This window comes from Polaromonas sp. YR568 (genome assembly GCF_943369415.1).
Classification (GTDB): Bacteria; Pseudomonadota; Gammaproteobacteria; order Burkholderiales; family Burkholderiaceae_C; genus Polaromonas.
Genome location: NZ_CALRNF020000015.1, coordinates 20,506 through 37,224 on the forward strand (window position 1 = coordinate 20,506; position 16,719 = coordinate 37,224).

Sequence of the window (16,719 nt, forward strand, 5' to 3'; positions counted from 1 at the left end):
TTCTGGGAAAATGGGGCATGTCTGTCCCGTTTTCCCCCGTAATCCCGTCCGGCCATCCCTGGCGCCTCAGCGTCGCCCCCATGATGGACTGGACCGACAGACACTGCCGCCACTTTCACCGCCTGCTGTCGCGTCATGCCTTGCTGTACACCGAGATGGTGACGACAGGGGCTTTGATCCACGGCGACGTGGAACGCCACCTTCGCTTTAATGTTGAAGAGCACCCCGTGGCCCTGCAACTGGGCGGCAGTGAGCCGGCCGACCTGGCGCGTTGCGCGCAACTCGGTGAGCAATGGGGCTACGACGAAATCAACCTCAACTGCGGCTGCCCCAGCGAGCGCGTGCAGCGCGGGGCCTTCGGTGCCTGCCTGATGGCCGAGCCGCAACTGGTGGCCGACTGTGTCAAGGCCATGGTCGACGTGGTGGACGTGCCGGTCACGGTCAAGCACCGCATCGGCATCGACAAGGGCGAGAGTTATGAGTTTGTGCGCGACTTCATTGGCACGGTCAGCGAGGCCGGCTGCAAGGTGTTTATCGTGCACGCCCGCAATGCCTGGCTAAAAGGCCTTTCCCCCAAGGAAAACCGCGAAGTGCCGCCGCTGCGCTATGAGCTTGTGCATCGCCTCAAGAAGGAATTCCCGCAGCTGGTGATCTGCATCAACGGCGGCATCAACACGCAGGAAGAAGTGGCCGGGCACCTGGCGGCGCTCGACGGCGTGATGATTGGCCGCGAGGCCTATCACAACCCCTGGTGGCTGGCTTCGTGGGACAGCGCCTTCTTCGGCGCCGAGCCATCCGTGCTGACCCGTGAAGCGGTGGAGGCGCAGATGTGCGACTACATGGTGCGCGAAGCGGCCGAGCACGGCACGCCCAAGAGCGCCATCGCGCGCCACATGCTGGGCCTGCGCAACGGCCTGCCCGGCGCGCGGCGCTGGCGCCAGGTCTGGAGCGACCACCGCCTGCGCGACATGGCGCCGCATGCCGTGATGGCGCTGGCGCATGAAATGCCGGCCTCTTCGCCGGCGCCTGCCGCCACCGCAGTGCACGGCGTAATGGCCGATGCCTGATTCCGCGCAGAAACAGGCACGCCATGCGCTGGCTTTGCTCTGGCTGGTGCCGGCGCTCTGGACGGTCAACTACATCGTGGCGCGCAAGGCGCCGGGCGTCATCGGCCCGTATCTGCTGGCCTTCGGGCGCTGGGGCCTCGCGGCCCTGTTCCTGCTGGTGCTGACCCGCTCCGAGCTGTGGCGCCAGCGCGCGGACATCGCCAAGGTGTGGTGGCAATATTTGGTACTGGGCACCCTGGGCATGGTGATTTGCGGCGCCTGGGTGTACCAGGGCGCGCGCTCCACCGGCGCGATGAACATCGCCTTGATTTACGCGGCGTCGCCGGTGCTGATAGGGCTGGGTGCGGTGATCTGGCTCGGGGAGCGCTTCGGCCCGCGCCAGGGCCTGGGTGTGGCGCTGGCGATTGCCGGCGTGGTGCACGTGGTGGTCAAGGGCCAGTGGACCGCGCTGGCCGGCGTGCAGTTTTCGGCGGGTGATTTATGGATAGTAGCCGCCACCGTGTCCTGGGCGGCCTATGCCTTGCTGCAAAAGCAGTGGCCCAGCCCGCTGGGCGCCACGGCGCGCCTGGCCGCAATTTGTGTGGGCGGCACGCTGGTGCTGATCCCCTTGACGGCCTGGGAAATGTCGCAGCCCGATGCCTTGCCGCTGAGCGGCTACGGCTTGCTGCTGATCGTGGTGGCCGCGATTGTGCCGGGGCTGGGTGCTTACTGGATTTACGGCTGGGCGCAAAAAATCCTCGGGGCCAGCCGCGTCGCGGTGTCGCTTTACCTGGGACCGCTCTATGCGGGGCTGGCTGCCTGGGGTGTGTTGGGCGAGCCGCTGGGCTGGCACCATGCGGCCGGCGCCTTGCTGATTTTGCCCGGCGTCTTCCTGGTGACGGGCAGGGCGCCCGTCGTCGTCAGGCCGCCGCTTCCAGCCCGTTCCTGAAATGCTCGCGCATGCGCTGCGCCGCGGCGTCGGCGTCGCGCGCGGCCAGCGCCTGCATGATGGCGCGGTGCTCGGCCAATGACTCTTCGATGCGGCCGCTTTTGAGCAGCGAGTTGTGGCGGTTCAGCTTCATCACCTTGCGCAGGTCGGCCACCATCTGGTCGCGCCAGCGGTTGTTGGCGATTTCCAGCAGGCGCATGTGGAAGGCTTCATTGATCTCGAAGAAGCGTTCACGGTTGCCGGCGGCTTTTTCAAGTTCGTCATGCAGGCCCTGCAGTTCCTTGAGCTGTGACGGCGTCGCCTGCGCGGCCACCACGCCCGCCGCATCGCTCTCCAGCAGCGCGAGCAGGTGGTACACGTCGGCAAGGTCGCGTTCAGACACTTCCGTCACATAGGCGCCGCGCCGCACCTTCATCGTGACCAGGCCTTCGGTGGCCAGCACTTTCAGGGCCTCGCGCAGCGGCGTGCGGCTGATCCCATATTCCTCGGCCAGCTTGAGCTCGTCTATCCAGCTGCCCGGCGCCAGCTCGCGGCTGAAAATGCGCTGGCGCAAAAGCTCGGCGACTTCTTCATAAAGCGCTCGGGGAGTCAGGGACACTGCAGCCATGGACATAGGGGTGTTTTGGAATGGGCAAACGTCAAAGAGCGCTGCTTCCTGTCAGCGCTGAAGGGCATCTTACTCGAAACTGAATTTTGTATCAATAATTATAAATGATGTAAACTTGGCCGGATCATGAATTCCATCTGCCAGGGTGCCGGCGCGTATCGCCAGCCCGGGCGGATCCTGTTACGGTAAACATCCCATGTCCAAGCGTCCTCCCGAACCGGAATTTCCCGCCGCCAGCCTTGAGGCCTGGGCCAAAGCCGCCGCCAAATCAGCGCCAGGCGGCGATGTGGATGCATTGAACTGGCACACGCCGGACGGCATCAGCGTGAAGCCGCTCTATACCGCCGAAGACACCAAAGACCTGGCCTATACCAACACGCTGCCGGGTTTTGAGCCCTTTATCCGCGGCCCGCAGGCCACCATGTACGCGGTGCGCCCCTGGACCATCCGCCAGTACGCCGGGTTTTCCACGGCCGAAGAGTCCAATGCCTTCTACCGCAAGGCGCTGGCCGCCGGCGGCCAGGGCGTGTCGGTGGCGTTTGACCTGGCCACGCACCGCGGCTACGACAGCGACCATCCGCGCGTGACCGGCGACGTGGGCAAGGCCGGTGTGGCGATTGATTCGGTCGAGGACATGAAGATCCTGTTCGACCAGATCCCGCTGGACAAGGTCAGCGTCTCCATGACCATGAACGGCGCGGTGCTGCCGGTGCTGGCGGGTTATGTGGTGGCGGCGGAAGAGCAGGGCGTCGCCCAGGACAAATTGAGCGGAACCATACAGAACGACATCCTCAAGGAGTTCATGGTCCGCAACACCTACATCTTCCCGCCCCAGCCCAGCATACGCATCATCGGCGACATCATTGAATACACGGCGCAGAACATGCCCAGGTTCAATTCGATCTCGATCTCCGGGTACCACATGCAGGAAGCCGGCGCCAACCAGGCGCTGGAACTGGCCTTCACGCTGGCCGACGGGAAAGAGTATGTGAAGACCGCGCTGGGCAAGGGCCTGGACGTGGACGAGTTCGCCGGGCGCCTGAGCTTCTTCTGGGCCATAGGCATGAACTTCTACCTCGAAGTCGCCAAGATGCGCGCCGCCCGTTTGCTGTGGTGCCGCATCATGAAGGGCTTCAACGCCAAGAGCCCCAAGAGCCTGATGCTGCGCACGCACTGCCAGACCAGCGGCTGGAGCCTGACCGAGCAGGACCCCTACAACAACGTGGTGCGCACCACCATCGAGGCCATGGCCGCGGTCTTCGGCGGCACGCAAAGCCTGCACACCAATTCGTTCGACGAGGCGATTGCCCTGCCCACCGAGTTCAGCGCGCGCATCGCCCGCAACACCCAGCTCATCATCCAGGAAGAAACCCACATCCCCCATGTGATTGATCCCTGGGCCGGCAGCTACATGATGGAAAAACTCACCCAGGACATGGCCGACGCCGCCTGGGCCATCATTGAAGAAGTCGAAGCCATGGGCGGCATGACCAAAGCCGTGGACAGCGGCTGGGCCAAGCTCAAGATCGAGGCCGCCGCCGCCGAAAAGCAGGCGCGCATCGACAGCGGCAAGGACGTCATCGTCGGCGTCAACAAGTACAAGCTCAAGACCGAAGACGCGATTGAATCGCGCGACATCGACAACGTGGCCGTGCGCGAAGGGCAGATCACACGCCTGAAAGCCATCAAGGCCAGCCGCGACAACGCGGCGGTGCAGGCCGCACTGGATGCCTTGACGGCCGCCGCTGAAAATAACAACGGCAACCTGCTGGACCTCAGCATCAAGGCCGTGCGCCTGCGCGCCACGGTGGGTGAGGTCAGCGATGCCCTCGAGAAAGTCTACGGGCGCCACCGCGCCGATACACAAAAGGTGACCGGTGTGTACGCTGCCGCTTATGACTCCGCCGAAGGCTGGGAAACGCTCAAGGCTGAAATCAACGCCTTCGCCGAAGAGCAGGGCCGCCGCCCGCGCGTGATGATTTCCAAGCTGGGCCAGGACGGCCACGACCGCGGCGCCAAGGTGGTGGCCACGGCTTTTGCCGACCTGGGCTTTGACGTGGACATGGGGCCGCTGTTCCAGACGCCCGAGGAATGCGCGCGCCAAGCGATTGAAAACGACGTGCATGCCGTGGGCGTGTCCACGCTGGCGGCAGGCCACAAGACGCTGGTGCCGGCCATCATCGCCGAGCTCAAGAAACAGGGTGCCGACGACATCATCGTGTTTGTCGGCGGCGTGATTCCGCGGCAGGACTACGAGATGCTGTACGAAGCCGGCGTCAAGGGCATTTACGGCCCGGGCACGCCGATTCCGGCCAGCGCCAAGGATGTGCTGGAACAGATTCGGGCTGCGTTGAAGTGATCTCTGTTTCGATTCACCCCAGGCTCAATACCGTTCGGGCTGAGCTTGTCGAAGCCCTTATCTCCCTACGCGCGTGAAACCGTTCTTCGTCTATTTGCTTAAGTGCTCGGATGGCTCCTATTACTGCGGCCATACGGATGACATGGCGGTTCGCATGTTTCAACACCATGCCGGTGAAATTGGCTATACGTCCACACGCAAACCTGTTGAACTGGTCTGGCAAGGCGAGTTTGAAACACGCGAGGGGGCTATTGCTTTTGAGCAGCAGATCAAGGGTTGGTCGCGTGCGAAGAAGGAGGCTTTGATTGTCGGAAACTGGGATCGAATTCAGGAACTTGCCAAGTCCAAAACGAAACCCGTTCGCCCTGAGCTTGTCGAAGGGCCTGGAGGCAATGCAGGGCTTCAACCCTTCGACCCTTCAATCCTTAGACAAGCTCAGGACAGGCCGAGCACAGGACACGCCAAGCCCAGAGTGGGCCAATCTCGGTTTGAATTGGATGGGATGGAAGCAAGCCCTTCGACAAGCTCAGGGCGAACGGTTAAAAATTCCGAGCCCGTTTTGGCGGGAGATGTCCTGGCCCAGGAAAATCCGGTCATCCAGCGCCGCGCCATCGCCAAAGCCATCACCCTGCTCGAATCCACCCGCGCCGACCATCGCGCCCAGGGCGACGAGTTGCTGACGGCGCTGTTGCCCCACACAGGGAAGGCCATGCGCCTGGGCATCAGTGGCGTACCCGGCGTCGGCAAGTCCACCTTTATCGAGGTGCTGGGCCTGCACCTGATCGCACAAGGCCATCGCGTCGCGGTGCTCACCATCGATCCCTCGTCGTCCGTCTCCGGCGGCTCCATCCTGGGCGACAAGACCCGCATGGAAAAACTCTCGGTGCATGAGCGCGCCTACATACGGCCCAGCCCCTCCAGCGGCAACCTGGGCGGCGTGGCCGAAAAAACGCGCGAGGCCATGCTGGTCTGCGAAGCCGCCGGCTACGACGTGGTCATCGTCGAAACCGTGGGCGTGGGCCAGAGCGAAACCGCCGTCGCCAACATGACCGACATGTTCGTGCTGATGCAACTGCCCAATGCCGGCGATGACCTGCAGGCCATCAAGAAGGGCGTGATGGAACTGGCCGACCTCGTCATCATCAACAAGGCCGACATCGACGCCGATGCAGCCATGCGGGCCGAGGCGCAGATCACCTCCGCCATGCGCCTGTTCGGCCTGGTCAACAACGCGATGGACAGCACGCAGGCCGCCACCTACGACAAGAACTGGCACCCGCAGGTCATCCAGCTCAGCGCCTTGCACAACAAGGGCGTGGATGCGTTCTGGAAGGCCGTGACGCAATTCAAAACCCTGCAGACCGCCAACGGCCGGCTGGCCGCGCGGCGCCAGCAGCAATCGCTTTCGTGGATGTGGGAACGCATAGACGCCGGCCTCAAGCAGGCTTTCCGCCGCGACCCTGCCGTGAGCGCCTTGCTACCTGCACTGGTGGCCCAGGTGGCCGACGGCCGCATGCCGGCCTCTACCGCCGCGAGGAGTCTGCTGGCGGCCCAATCAGGGCGGCCGCAGGGCGCCCCGCAATGAATACCGAATCACCAAAACACACAGAGCACAAAGAAGAGAAAGCAAGCCATGCAAGAAATCCTTGAACAACTCGAAAAGAAACGCGCGGCGGCCCGCCTGGGCGGCGGGCAAAAACGCATAGACGCGCAGCACGGCAAAGGCAAGCTGACGGCGCGCGAGCGGCTGGAACTGCTGCTGGACGAAGGCACGTTTGAAGAATGGGACATGTTTGTCGAGCACCGCTGCACCGACTTCGGCATGGAGAACAGCAAGGTCCCGGGCGACGGCGTGGTCACCGGCTACGGCATGATCAACGGCCGCCTGGTGTTTGTCTTCAGCCAGGATTTCACGGTCTTCGGCGGCGCCTTGAGCGAAGCCCATGCCGAGAAAATCTGCAAGGTGATGGACCAAGCCATGAAGGTGGGCGCGCCCGTCATCGGCCTCAACGACTCGGGCGGCGCCCGCATCCAGGAGGGCGTGGCGTCATTGGGCGGCTATGCCGACGTGTTCCAGCGCAACGTGATGGCTTCGGGCGTGGTGCCGCAGATCAGCATGGTCATGGGTCCCTGCGCCGGCGGCGCGGTGTATTCGCCGGCCATGACCGACTTCATCTTCATGGTCAAGGACTCGAGCTATATGTTCGTCACCGGCCCCGAGGTGGTGAAGACCGTGACACACGAGGAAGTGACGGCCGAGGAACTGGGCGGCGCCACCACGCATACCACGCGCAGCGGCGTGGCCGACCTGGCGTTCGAGAACGACGTCGAGGCACTGCTGATGCTGCGCCGCCTGTACAACTACCTGCCGCTGAACAACCGCGAGAAAGCGCCCATACGCCCCAGCGCCGACCCGGCCGGCCGCATGGACCTGAGCCTGGACACGCTGGTGCCCGAGAACCCGAACAAGCCCTACGACATGAAGGAACTCATCGTCAAGACGGTGGACGACGGCGACTTCTTCGAGATCCAGCCCGAGTACGCGAAAAACATCATCATCGGCTTTGCCCGCATGGAAGGGCAGACTGTCGGCATCGTCGCCAACCAGCCTTTGGTGCTGGCCGGTTGCCTGGACATCAAGAGCTCCATCAAGGCCGCGCGCTTCGTGCGCTTTTGCGATGCCTTCAACATCCCCGTCATCACCTTTGTCGACGTGCCCGGCTTCATGCCCGGCACCAGCCAGGAATACGGCGGCATCATCAAGCACGGCGCCAAGCTGCTGTACGCGTACGCCGAATGCACGGTGCCGAAAATCACGGTGATCACGCGCAAGGCCTACGGCGGCGCTTACGACGTGATGAGCTCCAAGCACTTGCGCGGCGACGTCAACTTCGCCTGGCCCAACGCCGAGATCGCCGTGATGGGCGCCAAGGGCGCGGTGGAAATCATCTTCCGCGAAGACAAGGGCGACCCGGCCAAGCTGGCCGCGAAGGAAGCCGAATACAAGGCCCGCTTCGCCAACCCTTTTGTGGCCGGCGCGCGCGGTTTTATCGACGACGTGATCCTGCCGCATGAAACGCGCAGGCGGATTTGCCGTTCGCTGGTGATGCTGCGCGACAAGAAGATTGAGAACCCGTGGCGCAAGCACGGAAACATTCCCCTTTAAGCCATGACCGGAATTTCCGCTGTTGACACTTCGGGTCCGATACACATCAGGCTCCGTTCGAGGTCTATCCGTTGGCTCTTGTTCGCGATTGGCCTTCTGTTGTTGCTTGACTGCCTTTACCTCGTGACGGTCAAGGTGACGCATCTCGGCGTGATCGTGCCTGCCATCGTCGGTGTCGTGTTGATCGGCTTGTCATTGTTCCTGGGGCGCTGGAGTGCCTGGCTACGCGAACGCCCCTGGAGGTTGTTCGTCTGGCGCCTGCTGCTCACTGGGTTCTTCCTGTGGCTGGCCTCTCTGCTGGTCTTTTTTGTGGCCTTGCAGCGGCTGCAGCCCTCAGCCGAAGGCAGTTTCGAGCCGAGGGCCATCGTTGTTCTTGGCTCCAGCACGCCGGACGGAAAGGCCTCCCCGACTCTGGCGGAGCGCCTCAAGCTGGCCTACGATCTCGCCTTGCAACATCCCCGCGCGCTGGTCGTGGTCAGCGGCGGAACGGACTTCAAACAGAAGGTTCCGGAAGCGCGTGTGATGGCCGACTATCTGGTCGGCCTTGGGCTGGACGCTACACGCATCAGCCTGGAAGACCAAAGCACAAGTACGTATGAAAACTTGGTGTTTTCGGCGCGTCTGCTGGGGGCCGCGGGTGTAAAACCGGATGTGCCCATGATGCTGGTGACCAGCGACTTTCACACGGTGCGCGCCGGCCGGATTGCCGCGAAAGCGGGCTGGTCTCATGTGCGCACGGCCGGCGCCCTCACGCCGCTGTATATGCGCTACAACGCATGGACGCGGGAGTATTTCGCCTGTCTTTCAGGATGGTTGCTGCAGGAATACTGAGCTGCCACGCATCAAAAAAGAAAATCGACTGGAAACATCATGTTCAAGAAAATACTGATCGCAAATCGAGGTGAAATCGCCTGCCGCGTGATCAAAACTGCCCGCAAGATGGGCATTCAAACCGTCGCCGTGTATTCCGACGCCGACAAGGACGCGCGCCACGTCGAACTCGCTGACGAGGCCGTCAACATCGGCCCGGCGCCCAGCCGTGACAGTTACCTGCAAGCCGACAAGATCATTGCCGCCTGCAAGCAGACGGGTGCGCAGGCGGTGCACCCGGGCTACGGTTTCCTGAGCGAGAACGCGGGCTTCGCCAAGCGGGTGGAGGAAGAGGGCATCATCTTCATCGGCCCCAAGCATTATTCGATTGCCGCCATGGGCGACAAAATCGAATCGAAAAAACTGGCCGGCGCGGCGGGCGTGAACTGCATCCCCGGCGTGAACGATGCGATTGAGACTGCCGAGAAGGCCGTGGAGATCGCCAGGGGCATTGGCTACCCGGTGATGATCAAGGCCAGCGCGGGCGGCGGCGGCAAGGGCCTTCGTGTGGCCTTCAATGACAAGGAAGCCTTTGAAGGCTTTACCTCCTGCCGCAACGAGGCGCGCAACAGCTTTGGCGACGACCGCGTTTTTATCGAGAAGTTTGTCGAGGAGCCGCGGCATATCGAGATCCAGCTGATCGGCGACAGCCAGGGCAACGTGATTTACCTGAACGAGCGTGAATGCTCGATCCAGCGGCGCCACCAGAAGGTGATCGAGGAGGCTCCGTCACCTTTCATAAGCGATGCGACGCGCAAGGCCATGGGCGAGCAGGCGGTGGCACTGGCCAAGGCCGTGAAATACCAGAGCGCCGGCACGGTGGAGTTTGTGGTCGGCAAGGACCAGAGTTTTTATTTCCTCGAAATGAACACGCGGCTGCAGGTGGAACATCCGGTGACGGAATGCATCACCGGGCTGGACCTGGTGGAGCTGATGATCCGTGTTGCGGCGGGCGAGAAGCTGCCGATCGCGCAGAAGGACGTGCAGCGCAACGGCTGGGCCATCGAGTGCCGCATCAACGCCGAGGACCCGTTTCGCAGCTTCCTGCCGTCGACGGGCCGGCTGGTGCGATTCCAGCCGCCCAAGGAGACCATGTTCGCGGCCGACACCTCGCAGCTGTATGGCGTGCGTGTGGACACCGGGGTGCAGGACGGCGGCGAGATCCCGATGTTTTACGACTCGATGATCGCCAAGCTCATCGTGCACGGCAAGGACCGCAAGGAGGCGATCGCGAAAATGCGCGAGGCGCTCAACGGCTTTGTGATCCGCGGCATCTCCAGCAACATTCCTTTCCAGGCGGCCTTGCTGGCGCACCCGAAGTTTGTGGCGGGCGACTTCAACACCGGCTTTATCGCCGAGAACTACGGCAAAGGCTTTCACGCCGAAGACGTGCCGCATGAAGATCCGTCCTTCCTGCTGGCGCTGGCCGCTTACGTCAACCGCCGCATGCTGGGCCGCGCGGCCGGCATCAGCGGCCAGTTGCCGGGCCATGGCGTGACGGTGGGCGAAGAGTTTGTCGTGATCGGCCTTGGTGCGGCGGGGGCCAACACGCCGCACCCCGTGACCGTGCGCAACTACCAGGCGCAAACCGGTTCCGGCACGGTGGAGGTGGACGCAAAGAGTTATGAAATCTGCAGCAACTGGCACCTGGGCGGCGCGCGCATACGCGGCACGGCCAACGGCCAGCCGTTTATGGCCCAGGTGGAGCGCGGCGTGGGCAGCAACCCCCTGGCCATCCGCATTGCCCACAACGGCACGCGGCTGGACGCGCTGGTGCTGACGCCGCGTGCGGCGCAGCTGCATGCGCTGATGCCGTACAAGGCGCCGCCCGACATGAGCCGCTATGTGCTGTCGCCCATGCCCGGCCTGCTGGTGGACGTGGCGGTGCAGGTGGGCCAGAAGGTGCAGGCCGGTGAACGTGTGGCCGTGATTGAAGCCATGAAGATGGAGAACGTGTTGTTCGCGATTGCCGACGGTGTGGTCGGCAAGGTGCTGGCAGCCAAGGGCGAATCGCTGAGCGTCGACCAACCGATTGTGGAATTTGTCTGAGGGCAGGCAAAGGAGTTCGCCATGGATCGTCAGGAATTTGAAGCCGGCTTGCAGCGTGATGGGTTTGCCGCTGCGGTGCAGGTGGAACGCGCCGTGGGTTACAGCCTCGGCGAGCACCAGCATCCCTTCGATGCGCGCGCCTTCATCCTTGCCGGTGAGATCACGCTGACTGTGGGCGGTGTCGCAACGACTTACGGGCCCGGCGATATTTTTCGCCTCGCAGCGGGCACCGTGCACCTTGAAAGCGCCGGCCCTGCCGGCGTGGTTTATCTTTCCGGCCGCAGGGAGGCGGCTTCCTCATGACGCGTCCATTCAAGGTATTGGGTATCCAGCAGATCGCCATAGGCGCCACCAGCAAGGACCGCCTGCGCACGCTGTGGGTGGACATGCTGGGGCTGGAGGTCACCGGCAACTTCGTCAGCGAACGCGAGAACGTGGACGAGGACATCTGCGCCATCGGCAGCGGCCCGTTCAAGGTCGAGGTGGACTTGATGCAGCCGCTGGACGTGGACAAAAAACCCGCGGTGCACACCACGCCGCTCAACCACGTGGGGCTGTGGATAGACGACCTGCCCAAAGCCGTGGAATGGCTGACGGCCAGGGGCGTGCGCTTTGCGCCAGGCGGCATCCGCAAGGGTGCCGCGGGGTTTGACATCTGCTTTCTGCATCCCAAGGCCAGCGACGAGTTTCCCGTCTCGGGCGAGGGCGTGTTGATCGAAATGGTGCAGGCGCCGCCTGAAGTCATCAAGGCGTTTGCGGCCCTGGGGTAAACGCGCAGAAGCGGGGCTTGGCTCCCCTTGATGAGGGGCCGCTTCAGCCCCCTCATCCGCCAATTGGCTGCGGCGCAATTCTTCACAATGGTTTCAAGAGAAGCGCGCCTTGCGTTTCCATTTGAAGAAGACCATTTGATGAATCCCGGCAAGCTGTTGAATCCTGGCGTCCGGCTGCTCAGTCGCCTGCAGTTGGGGGGGAAGCTCGCATGGCTTGCGGCCCTGGCGGCGCTGCCGCCTGTGCTGGTCGTGCTGCAACTCGCCCTGTCCGCCAAACCTGCCGAGGGGCTCGCCGTGCTGGCGACGGCCTGCGGCGTGATCCTCGCGCTGCTGGTTTATTTCCTGCTGGCTCTTCGCTGGGTTCTGGCCGACGGCATGGCCCAGCTGGCCATTGCCACGGGCAAGATGGTGGCCGGTGATTTGCGCCAGGGGCCGGCAGGCGGCGGTGCGGACGAACTGGGCCGCCTGCTGGCGTCCACGTCGGCACTCAGCCATACGCTGTCAGGCATGGTGGCCAATGTGCGCAGCAATGCCGCATTTGTGGCGCACTCGGGCCAAAGCATGGCAAAAGGCAACCGCGAACTCTCAGACCGTACCGAGCAACAGGCCGCCAACCTGGAGCAGACCGCCGCCAGCGTCGAGCAGCTGTCGTCCACCGTTCAGGACAATGCCGGCAGGGCCGGCCAGGCAAACGTGCAGGCCGCCCAGGTGCGGGACCTGGCGGAGACCGGCGCCGCAGCCATGACGGAGGCCATCGCTTCGGTGGAAGCCATTCACGGCGGCGCCAAACGCATGGGCGAGATTGTCGGCGTGATCGACAGCCTCGCATTCCAGACCAACATCCTCGCGCTCAATGCCGCGGTGGAAGCCGCCCGCGCGGGAGAGTCGGGCCGCGGCTTCGCGGTGGTGGCGGCCGAGGTGCGATCTCTCGCCAAGCGTTCGGCCGAATCGGCCAAGGAAATCCGCCAGCTGATCGCGGAGTCTTCGCGCCAGGTGGAGGCCAGCGTGCAGACCATACGCACAGCGGGAAGCAGCATCACGAGCATCGTGTCCGGCATCCGCGACGTGGCGACGAACATGGCGCAGATTTCGAAGTCCAGCACGGAACAGAGTGCCGGCCTGGCTGAAATCACGACGGCCATCCGGCAGCTCGACAAAATCACCCAGCACAACGCGCAGATGGTGGAGCGTGCCGTGGCGCAAGCCACCCAGCTCGAGGGGCGGGCAAGCACGCTGGTGCAGTCGGTGGCGGGTTTCAGGCTGCAGCAGGGATCGGCGGAAGAGGCCTGCGCCATGGTGGGCCGGGCCGTTGCGCACGGCCGCAACAAGCCCAGGGACGCGTTCCTGCGCGACCTCACCAACCCCGCCAAAAACTTTCATGACCGCGATATGTATGTCTTTGCGCTGGACAGCCGGGGCACCTATCTGGCGTTCGGCGGCAATCCGGCCAAGCTGGGGACGCGGGTGCAGGATATCCCCGGTATTGATGGCCAGGGGCTGCTGGACGCCATTGTGGCGCAGGCCGCTGAAGAGCCGGGTTGGGTCGAATACGACATCACCAACCCGGCGACGGGAAAAGTCCAGACCAAGATGTCGTTTGTGCAGCAGGCCGGCGATATCTTCCTGGGCTGCGGCGTTTACAAAAACATCGTGTCAGCCTGACGCTGCGGGGCCGCGCTTGGCGCGCGCGCGTTCGAGTGCGGCTTCAATCATGGCGCGCTTGCGTTCGGCCGCGCTTTCGCCGGCCTGCGCGTTCACTTGCTGGGGCGCGGCGGCAAGGGCCGGCTGGCCTTCAGCCTGATGTGGCTGTGCGCTGCCGGCCGCTTGAGGGCTTGTGCCGTTTTCCCGGGGGTAGCGCAGCGCGTGGAATTCATAGCGGGTGCGCGCCGTGTCGGCATCCTGTTGCGACCACGCATCCCAGCCGGTCTTTTCACCGGTGACGTTCTCCAGGCTGATGCAGTCGACCGGGCACACGGGTATGCACAGCTCGCAGCCCGTGCACCAGGGCTCGATCACGGTGTGCATCATCTTGTTGCTGCCCATGATGGCGTCGGTCGGGCAGGCTTTGAGGCACAGCGTGCAGCCTATGCACCAGTTTTCGTCGATGACGGCCACGGCGCGCGGGCCTTCGGTGCCGTTGGCGGGGTTCAGCGGCAGGGCAGGCAGGCCGGTGATGGCCGCAAGGCGCCTCACGCCTTCAGCGCCGCCTGGCGGGCACTGGTTGATCGCGGCTTCGCCCGAGGCCATGGCCTGGGCATAAGCCGCGCAATCGGGGTAGCCGCAGCGCGTGCACTGGGTTTGGGGCAGGGCGGCGTTGAGCCGCGCGGCCAGGCTGGTATGGGAGGAGGACGTCACCCGCCTATTGTCCTACCGCTGGCCGTATCGCCGAGGCACGGCCCCACGCCTTATTTGGCGCGTGCTGCTTTCTTGGCGGCTGGCGTTTTGCGGGCCGGCCTGGCAACGGCTTTTGTCGTTTTGGCCGCGGCGCGGGCCTCGGGCTTTGCGGGGCCGGCCTTGCTCTGCTCAAGGATGAAGGCCTTGACGGACGGGTAGACGATGTCGCGCCAGCGGCGGCCGCTGAAGATGCCGTAGTGGCCCGCGCCCTTGGCTTCCAGGTGCTTTTTACGGCTGGCGGGCACGCCGCTGCACATGGCCAGGGCCGCCTCGGTCTGGCCTGAACCTGAAATGTCGTCGAGTTCGCCTTCGACAGTCATGACGGCCGTGGTCTTGATGTCTCCGGGCCGCACGCGTTCCAGTTCGCCGTCCAGGCTCTTGACGTCCCAGGTGCCGTTGACCAGCTTGAACTCCTGGAAAACCGTCTTGATGGTGTCGAGGTAGTAATCGGCGTCCATGTCGAGCACGGCGTTGTACTCGTCGTAGAACTTGCGGTGCGCCTCGGCGCTGGCGTCGTCGCCTTTGATCAGATCCTTGAAGTAGTCGTAGTGGCTGGTGGCATGGCGGTCCGGGTTCATGGCCACGAAGCCGGTGTGCTGCAGGAAACCGGGGTAGACGCGGCGGCCGGCGCCCGGGAAGTTGCTGGGCACGCGGTAGATCACATTGTTCTCAAACCACTCGTAGCTCTTGTTCATGGCCAGGTTGTTGACGGCCGTGGGCGATTTGCGCGCATCGATGGGGCCGCCCATCATGATCATGGACAGCGGGGTGGTTTCGCCGCGCGAGGCCATCAGCGAGATCGCGCCGAACACCGGCACGGTGGGCTGGCAGACGCTGATGACATGGCAGTTGCCGTAGATGCCCTGGAGGTGGCGGATGAATTCCTGCACGTAGTTGACGTAGTCGTCCAGGTGGAAGGCGCCATCGGACAGCGGCACCGTGCGCGCGTTCTTCCAGTCGGTGATGTAGACCTTGTGGTCCTTGAGCATGGTCTTGACGGTGTCGCGCAGCAAGGTGGCGTAGTGGCCCGACAGCGGCGCCACGATCAGCACGGCCGGCTGGCCCTTGAGTTTGGCCAGGGTCGCGGTATCGTCGGAAAAGCGCTTGAAGCGGCGCAGTTCGCAAAACGGCTTGTCGATTTCGACACGCTCGTGGATGGCGATGCTGGTGCCGTCGACGTCCACCGTCTGGATGTCAAAGGCCGGTTTTTCGTAGTCCTTGCCCAGCCGGTAAATCAGGCTGTAGCCGGCCGCGACGCGCTGGGCGAAGGGGTTCTGGCCGAGTGGCGACAGGGGGTTGCCGTAGAGCTTGGCGGCCGCCTGGGCGAAGTCGACAAAGGGCTCCATCAAGGTGCGCTGGGTTTCATAGACTTGGTACAGCATCGGGGATCAACCTTGGTTATGTCGTTATGAGGCGTATATCGTGATATGTTGCAGTGCAATATAACAGGCGGATGGCTGCACCGATTTGAGGATAACCACCAATTTTGGGCGCTTTTCACGGGATTGGTGCCAAATCGCACGAACCCGGCGGGGCTTGTTTGCCGATAAACCGCCGCCACCTGCGGAATTGAACGAACACTTACCATTCTGCCCATAGTCGGCCGTTTTTGCCGGCCCCTGGCAATGCAGCCCCCGAACAGGAAACAAGATGCTTCCCACGATTGATGCCTCCGCACTGGACCAACTGGCTTCCCTGAAGAAATCCGACAGGATGCCGGTGCTTTTTGTGGGACACGGCAGTCCCATGAACGCCATAGGCGACAACGAATACCGGCGCAGCTGGCAGGCGCTGGGCGCCGAATTTGGCTCGAAATATCCCAGGCCGCAACTGATCCTGTGCATTTCCGCCCATTGGCTGACCGAAGGCTGGTGGCTGACCGCCATGGACAAGCCCAAAACCATCCACGACTTCGGCGGATTTCCGCAGGAGCTGTTCGACCAGCAATATCCCGCGCCCGGCGACCCGGCCGCCGCGCGGGCCATCAGCCAATTGGTGCGGCAACGGGCCTCGGCGCCTTTGGGGCTGGATGAAAGTGAGTGGGGCCTTGACCACGGTACCTGGTCGGTGCTCAAGCCCATGTTCCCCGATGCGGACATCCCGGTGATCCAGCTCAGCATGGACTACGGGCGCGTGCCCGAGGACCACTATGCGCTGGCCAGGCAGCTCAAGGCGCTGCGCGACCGCGGCGTGCTGATCGTGGCCAGCGGCAACATCGTGCACAACCTGCGCCAGATGCAGCGCGGCGCGTCGGGCAGCCAGGCCTACGACTGGGCGCTGGAATTCGACCAGATCACGGGCGGCTACCTGCAGCAGGGCAACCTCGATGCGCTGCAGAACTTTCAGAAACTGGGCCAGGTCGCCAAAATGGCGCACCCGACCTACGAGCACTACCTGCCCTTGCTGTATGCGGCCGGCGCCGCCGATGCGAAGGAGCCCATGCGCTTTTTCAACACCAGCTTCCAGGCCGGGTCGATCTCGATGCGCTCGGCGGTGTGGGGCTAGCCCG

14 protein-coding genes and 1 pseudogene are annotated in these 16,719 nt (G+C 63.6%); 12 read left to right on the top strand and 3 right to left on the bottom strand.

The features are described 5' to 3' along the window. The first annotated feature begins 17 nt into the window (after positions 1–17). Complete coding sequence (gene dusA, locus ACLV74_RS11225) at positions 18–1,067, top strand: tRNA dihydrouridine(20/20a) synthase DusA (RefSeq protein ID WP_411879483.1); 1,050 nt, start codon at positions 18–20, stop codon at positions 1,065–1,067. Further along, positions 1,060–1,995, top strand: coding sequence for a DMT family transporter (locus tag ACLV74_RS11230; protein ID WP_411879484.1), 936 nt, complete (start codon positions 1,060–1,062; stop codon positions 1,993–1,995). The genes dusA and ACLV74_RS11230 overlap by 8 nt, the downstream gene beginning before the upstream one ends. Here the strand turns inward: ACLV74_RS11230 and ACLV74_RS11235 are convergent. After that, positions 1,967–2,602 carry a GntR family transcriptional regulator gene (locus tag ACLV74_RS11235; protein WP_411879559.1) on the bottom strand — a complete coding sequence of 212 codons (636 nt, stop codon included), beginning with the start codon at positions 2,600–2,602 and terminating at the stop codon, positions 1,967–1,969. The two genes, ACLV74_RS11230 and ACLV74_RS11235, sit on opposite strands and share 29 nt — an antisense overlap. A gap of 196 nt (positions 2,603–2,798) precedes the next feature. Here ACLV74_RS11235 and scpA point away from each other — a divergent pair, with 196 nt between their 5' ends. The 9 genes and pseudogenes from scpA (at position 2,799) to ACLV74_RS11280 (ending at position 13,478) form a co-directional block, all read left to right on the top strand. Then, entirely contained in the window at positions 2,799–4,961 is a 2,163-nt protein-coding gene (gene scpA, locus ACLV74_RS11240) for a methylmalonyl-CoA mutase (RefSeq protein WP_411879485.1), read from the top strand. Between the two features lie 73 nt (positions 4,962–5,034). Then, positions 5,035–5,244: pseudogene (locus ACLV74_RS11245) on the top strand (GIY-YIG nuclease family protein); the annotation flags it as partial. 276 nt (positions 5,245–5,520) lie between these two features. Then, positions 5,521–6,546, top strand: coding sequence for a methylmalonyl Co-A mutase-associated GTPase MeaB (gene meaB, locus ACLV74_RS11250; RefSeq protein ID WP_411879560.1), 1,026 nt, complete (start codon positions 5,521–5,523; stop codon positions 6,544–6,546). 48 nt (positions 6,547–6,594) lie between these two features. Then, on the top strand, positions 6,595–8,127 hold the full coding sequence (locus tag ACLV74_RS11255) for an acyl-CoA carboxylase subunit beta (protein WP_411879486.1): 1,533 nt from the start codon (positions 6,595–6,597) through the stop codon (positions 8,125–8,127). Between the two features lie 3 nt (positions 8,128–8,130). Then, positions 8,131–8,958 (top strand): YdcF family protein, encoded by an 828-nt coding sequence (locus tag ACLV74_RS11260; RefSeq protein ID WP_411879487.1) that lies wholly within the window; start codon positions 8,131–8,133, stop codon positions 8,956–8,958. Positions 8,959–8,997: 39 nt separating this feature from the next. Then, positions 8,998–11,046 (top strand): acetyl-CoA carboxylase biotin carboxylase subunit, encoded by a 2,049-nt coding sequence (locus ACLV74_RS11265; protein WP_411879488.1) that lies wholly within the window; start codon positions 8,998–9,000, stop codon positions 11,044–11,046. A gap of 21 nt (positions 11,047–11,067) precedes the next feature. Further along, positions 11,068–11,349 carry a cupin domain-containing protein gene (locus ACLV74_RS11270; protein WP_411879489.1) on the top strand — a complete coding sequence of 94 codons (282 nt, stop codon included), beginning with the start codon at positions 11,068–11,070 and terminating at the stop codon, positions 11,347–11,349. Then, on the top strand, positions 11,346–11,816 hold the full coding sequence (locus ACLV74_RS11275; RefSeq protein ID WP_411879490.1) for a VOC family protein: 471 nt from the start codon (positions 11,346–11,348) through the stop codon (positions 11,814–11,816). Before ACLV74_RS11270 ends, ACLV74_RS11275 begins: the two co-directional genes overlap by 4 nt. A gap of 138 nt (positions 11,817–11,954) precedes the next feature. Continuing rightward, a complete protein-coding gene (locus tag ACLV74_RS11280; RefSeq protein WP_411879491.1) occupies positions 11,955–13,478 on the top strand; it encodes a methyl-accepting chemotaxis protein in 1,524 nt (507 codons plus the stop codon). Here ACLV74_RS11280 and rsxB read toward each other — a convergent pair. Both rsxB and ACLV74_RS11290 read right to left on the bottom strand, forming a co-directional pair. Next, positions 13,470–14,171: an electron transport complex subunit RsxB gene (gene rsxB, locus ACLV74_RS11285; RefSeq protein ID WP_411879492.1), complete on the bottom strand. Its 702-nt coding sequence runs from the start codon at positions 14,169–14,171 to the stop codon at positions 13,470–13,472. The genes ACLV74_RS11280 and rsxB overlap by 9 nt on opposite strands. Positions 14,172–14,221: 50 nt before the next feature. Next, a complete protein-coding gene (locus ACLV74_RS11290; protein ID WP_411879493.1) occupies positions 14,222–15,592 on the bottom strand; it encodes a polyhydroxyalkanoate depolymerase in 1,371 nt (456 codons plus the stop codon). Positions 15,593–15,860: 268 nt separating this feature from the next. Between ACLV74_RS11290 and ygiD the strand changes: the two genes are divergently transcribed. Continuing rightward, the gene (gene ygiD, locus ACLV74_RS11295) at positions 15,861–16,715 is read left to right on the top strand and encodes a 4,5-DOPA dioxygenase extradiol (protein WP_411879494.1); all 855 of its coding nucleotides are present in this window, start codon (positions 15,861–15,863) and stop codon (positions 16,713–16,715) included. The last annotated feature ends 4 nt before the right edge of the window (positions 16,716–16,719 follow it).

Bases quoted from the DNA above. Each gene is read 5' to 3' on its own strand.
- ACLV74_RS11270 (WP_411879489.1), top strand. From the start codon at position 11,068: ATGGATCGTCAGGAATTTGAAGCCGGCTTGCAGCGTGATGGGTTTGCC.
- ACLV74_RS11290 (WP_411879493.1), bottom strand. From the start codon at position 15,592: ATGCTGTACCAAGTCTATGAAACCCAGCGCACCTTGATGGAGCCCTTT.
- ACLV74_RS11260 (WP_411879487.1), top strand. From the start codon at position 8,131: ATGACCGGAATTTCCGCTGTTGACACTTCGGGTCCGATACACATCAGG.
- dusA (WP_411879483.1), top strand. From the start codon at position 18: ATGTCTGTCCCGTTTTCCCCCGTAATCCCGTCCGGCCATCCCTGGCGC.
- ACLV74_RS11235 (WP_411879559.1), bottom strand. From the start codon at position 2,602: ATGGCTGCAGTGTCCCTGACTCCCCGAGCGCTTTATGAAGAAGTCGCC.
- ACLV74_RS11265 (WP_411879488.1), top strand. From the start codon at position 8,998: ATGTTCAAGAAAATACTGATCGCAAATCGAGGTGAAATCGCCTGCCGC.
- ACLV74_RS11255 (WP_411879486.1), top strand. From the start codon at position 6,595: ATGCAAGAAATCCTTGAACAACTCGAAAAGAAACGCGCGGCGGCCCGC.
- ACLV74_RS11230 (WP_411879484.1), top strand. From the start codon at position 1,060: ATGCCTGATTCCGCGCAGAAACAGGCACGCCATGCGCTGGCTTTGCTC.
- ACLV74_RS11280 (WP_411879491.1), top strand. From the start codon at position 11,955: ATGAATCCCGGCAAGCTGTTGAATCCTGGCGTCCGGCTGCTCAGTCGC.
- ACLV74_RS11275 (WP_411879490.1), top strand. From the start codon at position 11,346: ATGACGCGTCCATTCAAGGTATTGGGTATCCAGCAGATCGCCATAGGC.
- ygiD (WP_411879494.1), top strand. From the start codon at position 15,861: ATGCTTCCCACGATTGATGCCTCCGCACTGGACCAACTGGCTTCCCTG.
- scpA (WP_411879485.1), top strand. From the start codon at position 2,799: ATGTCCAAGCGTCCTCCCGAACCGGAATTTCCCGCCGCCAGCCTTGAG.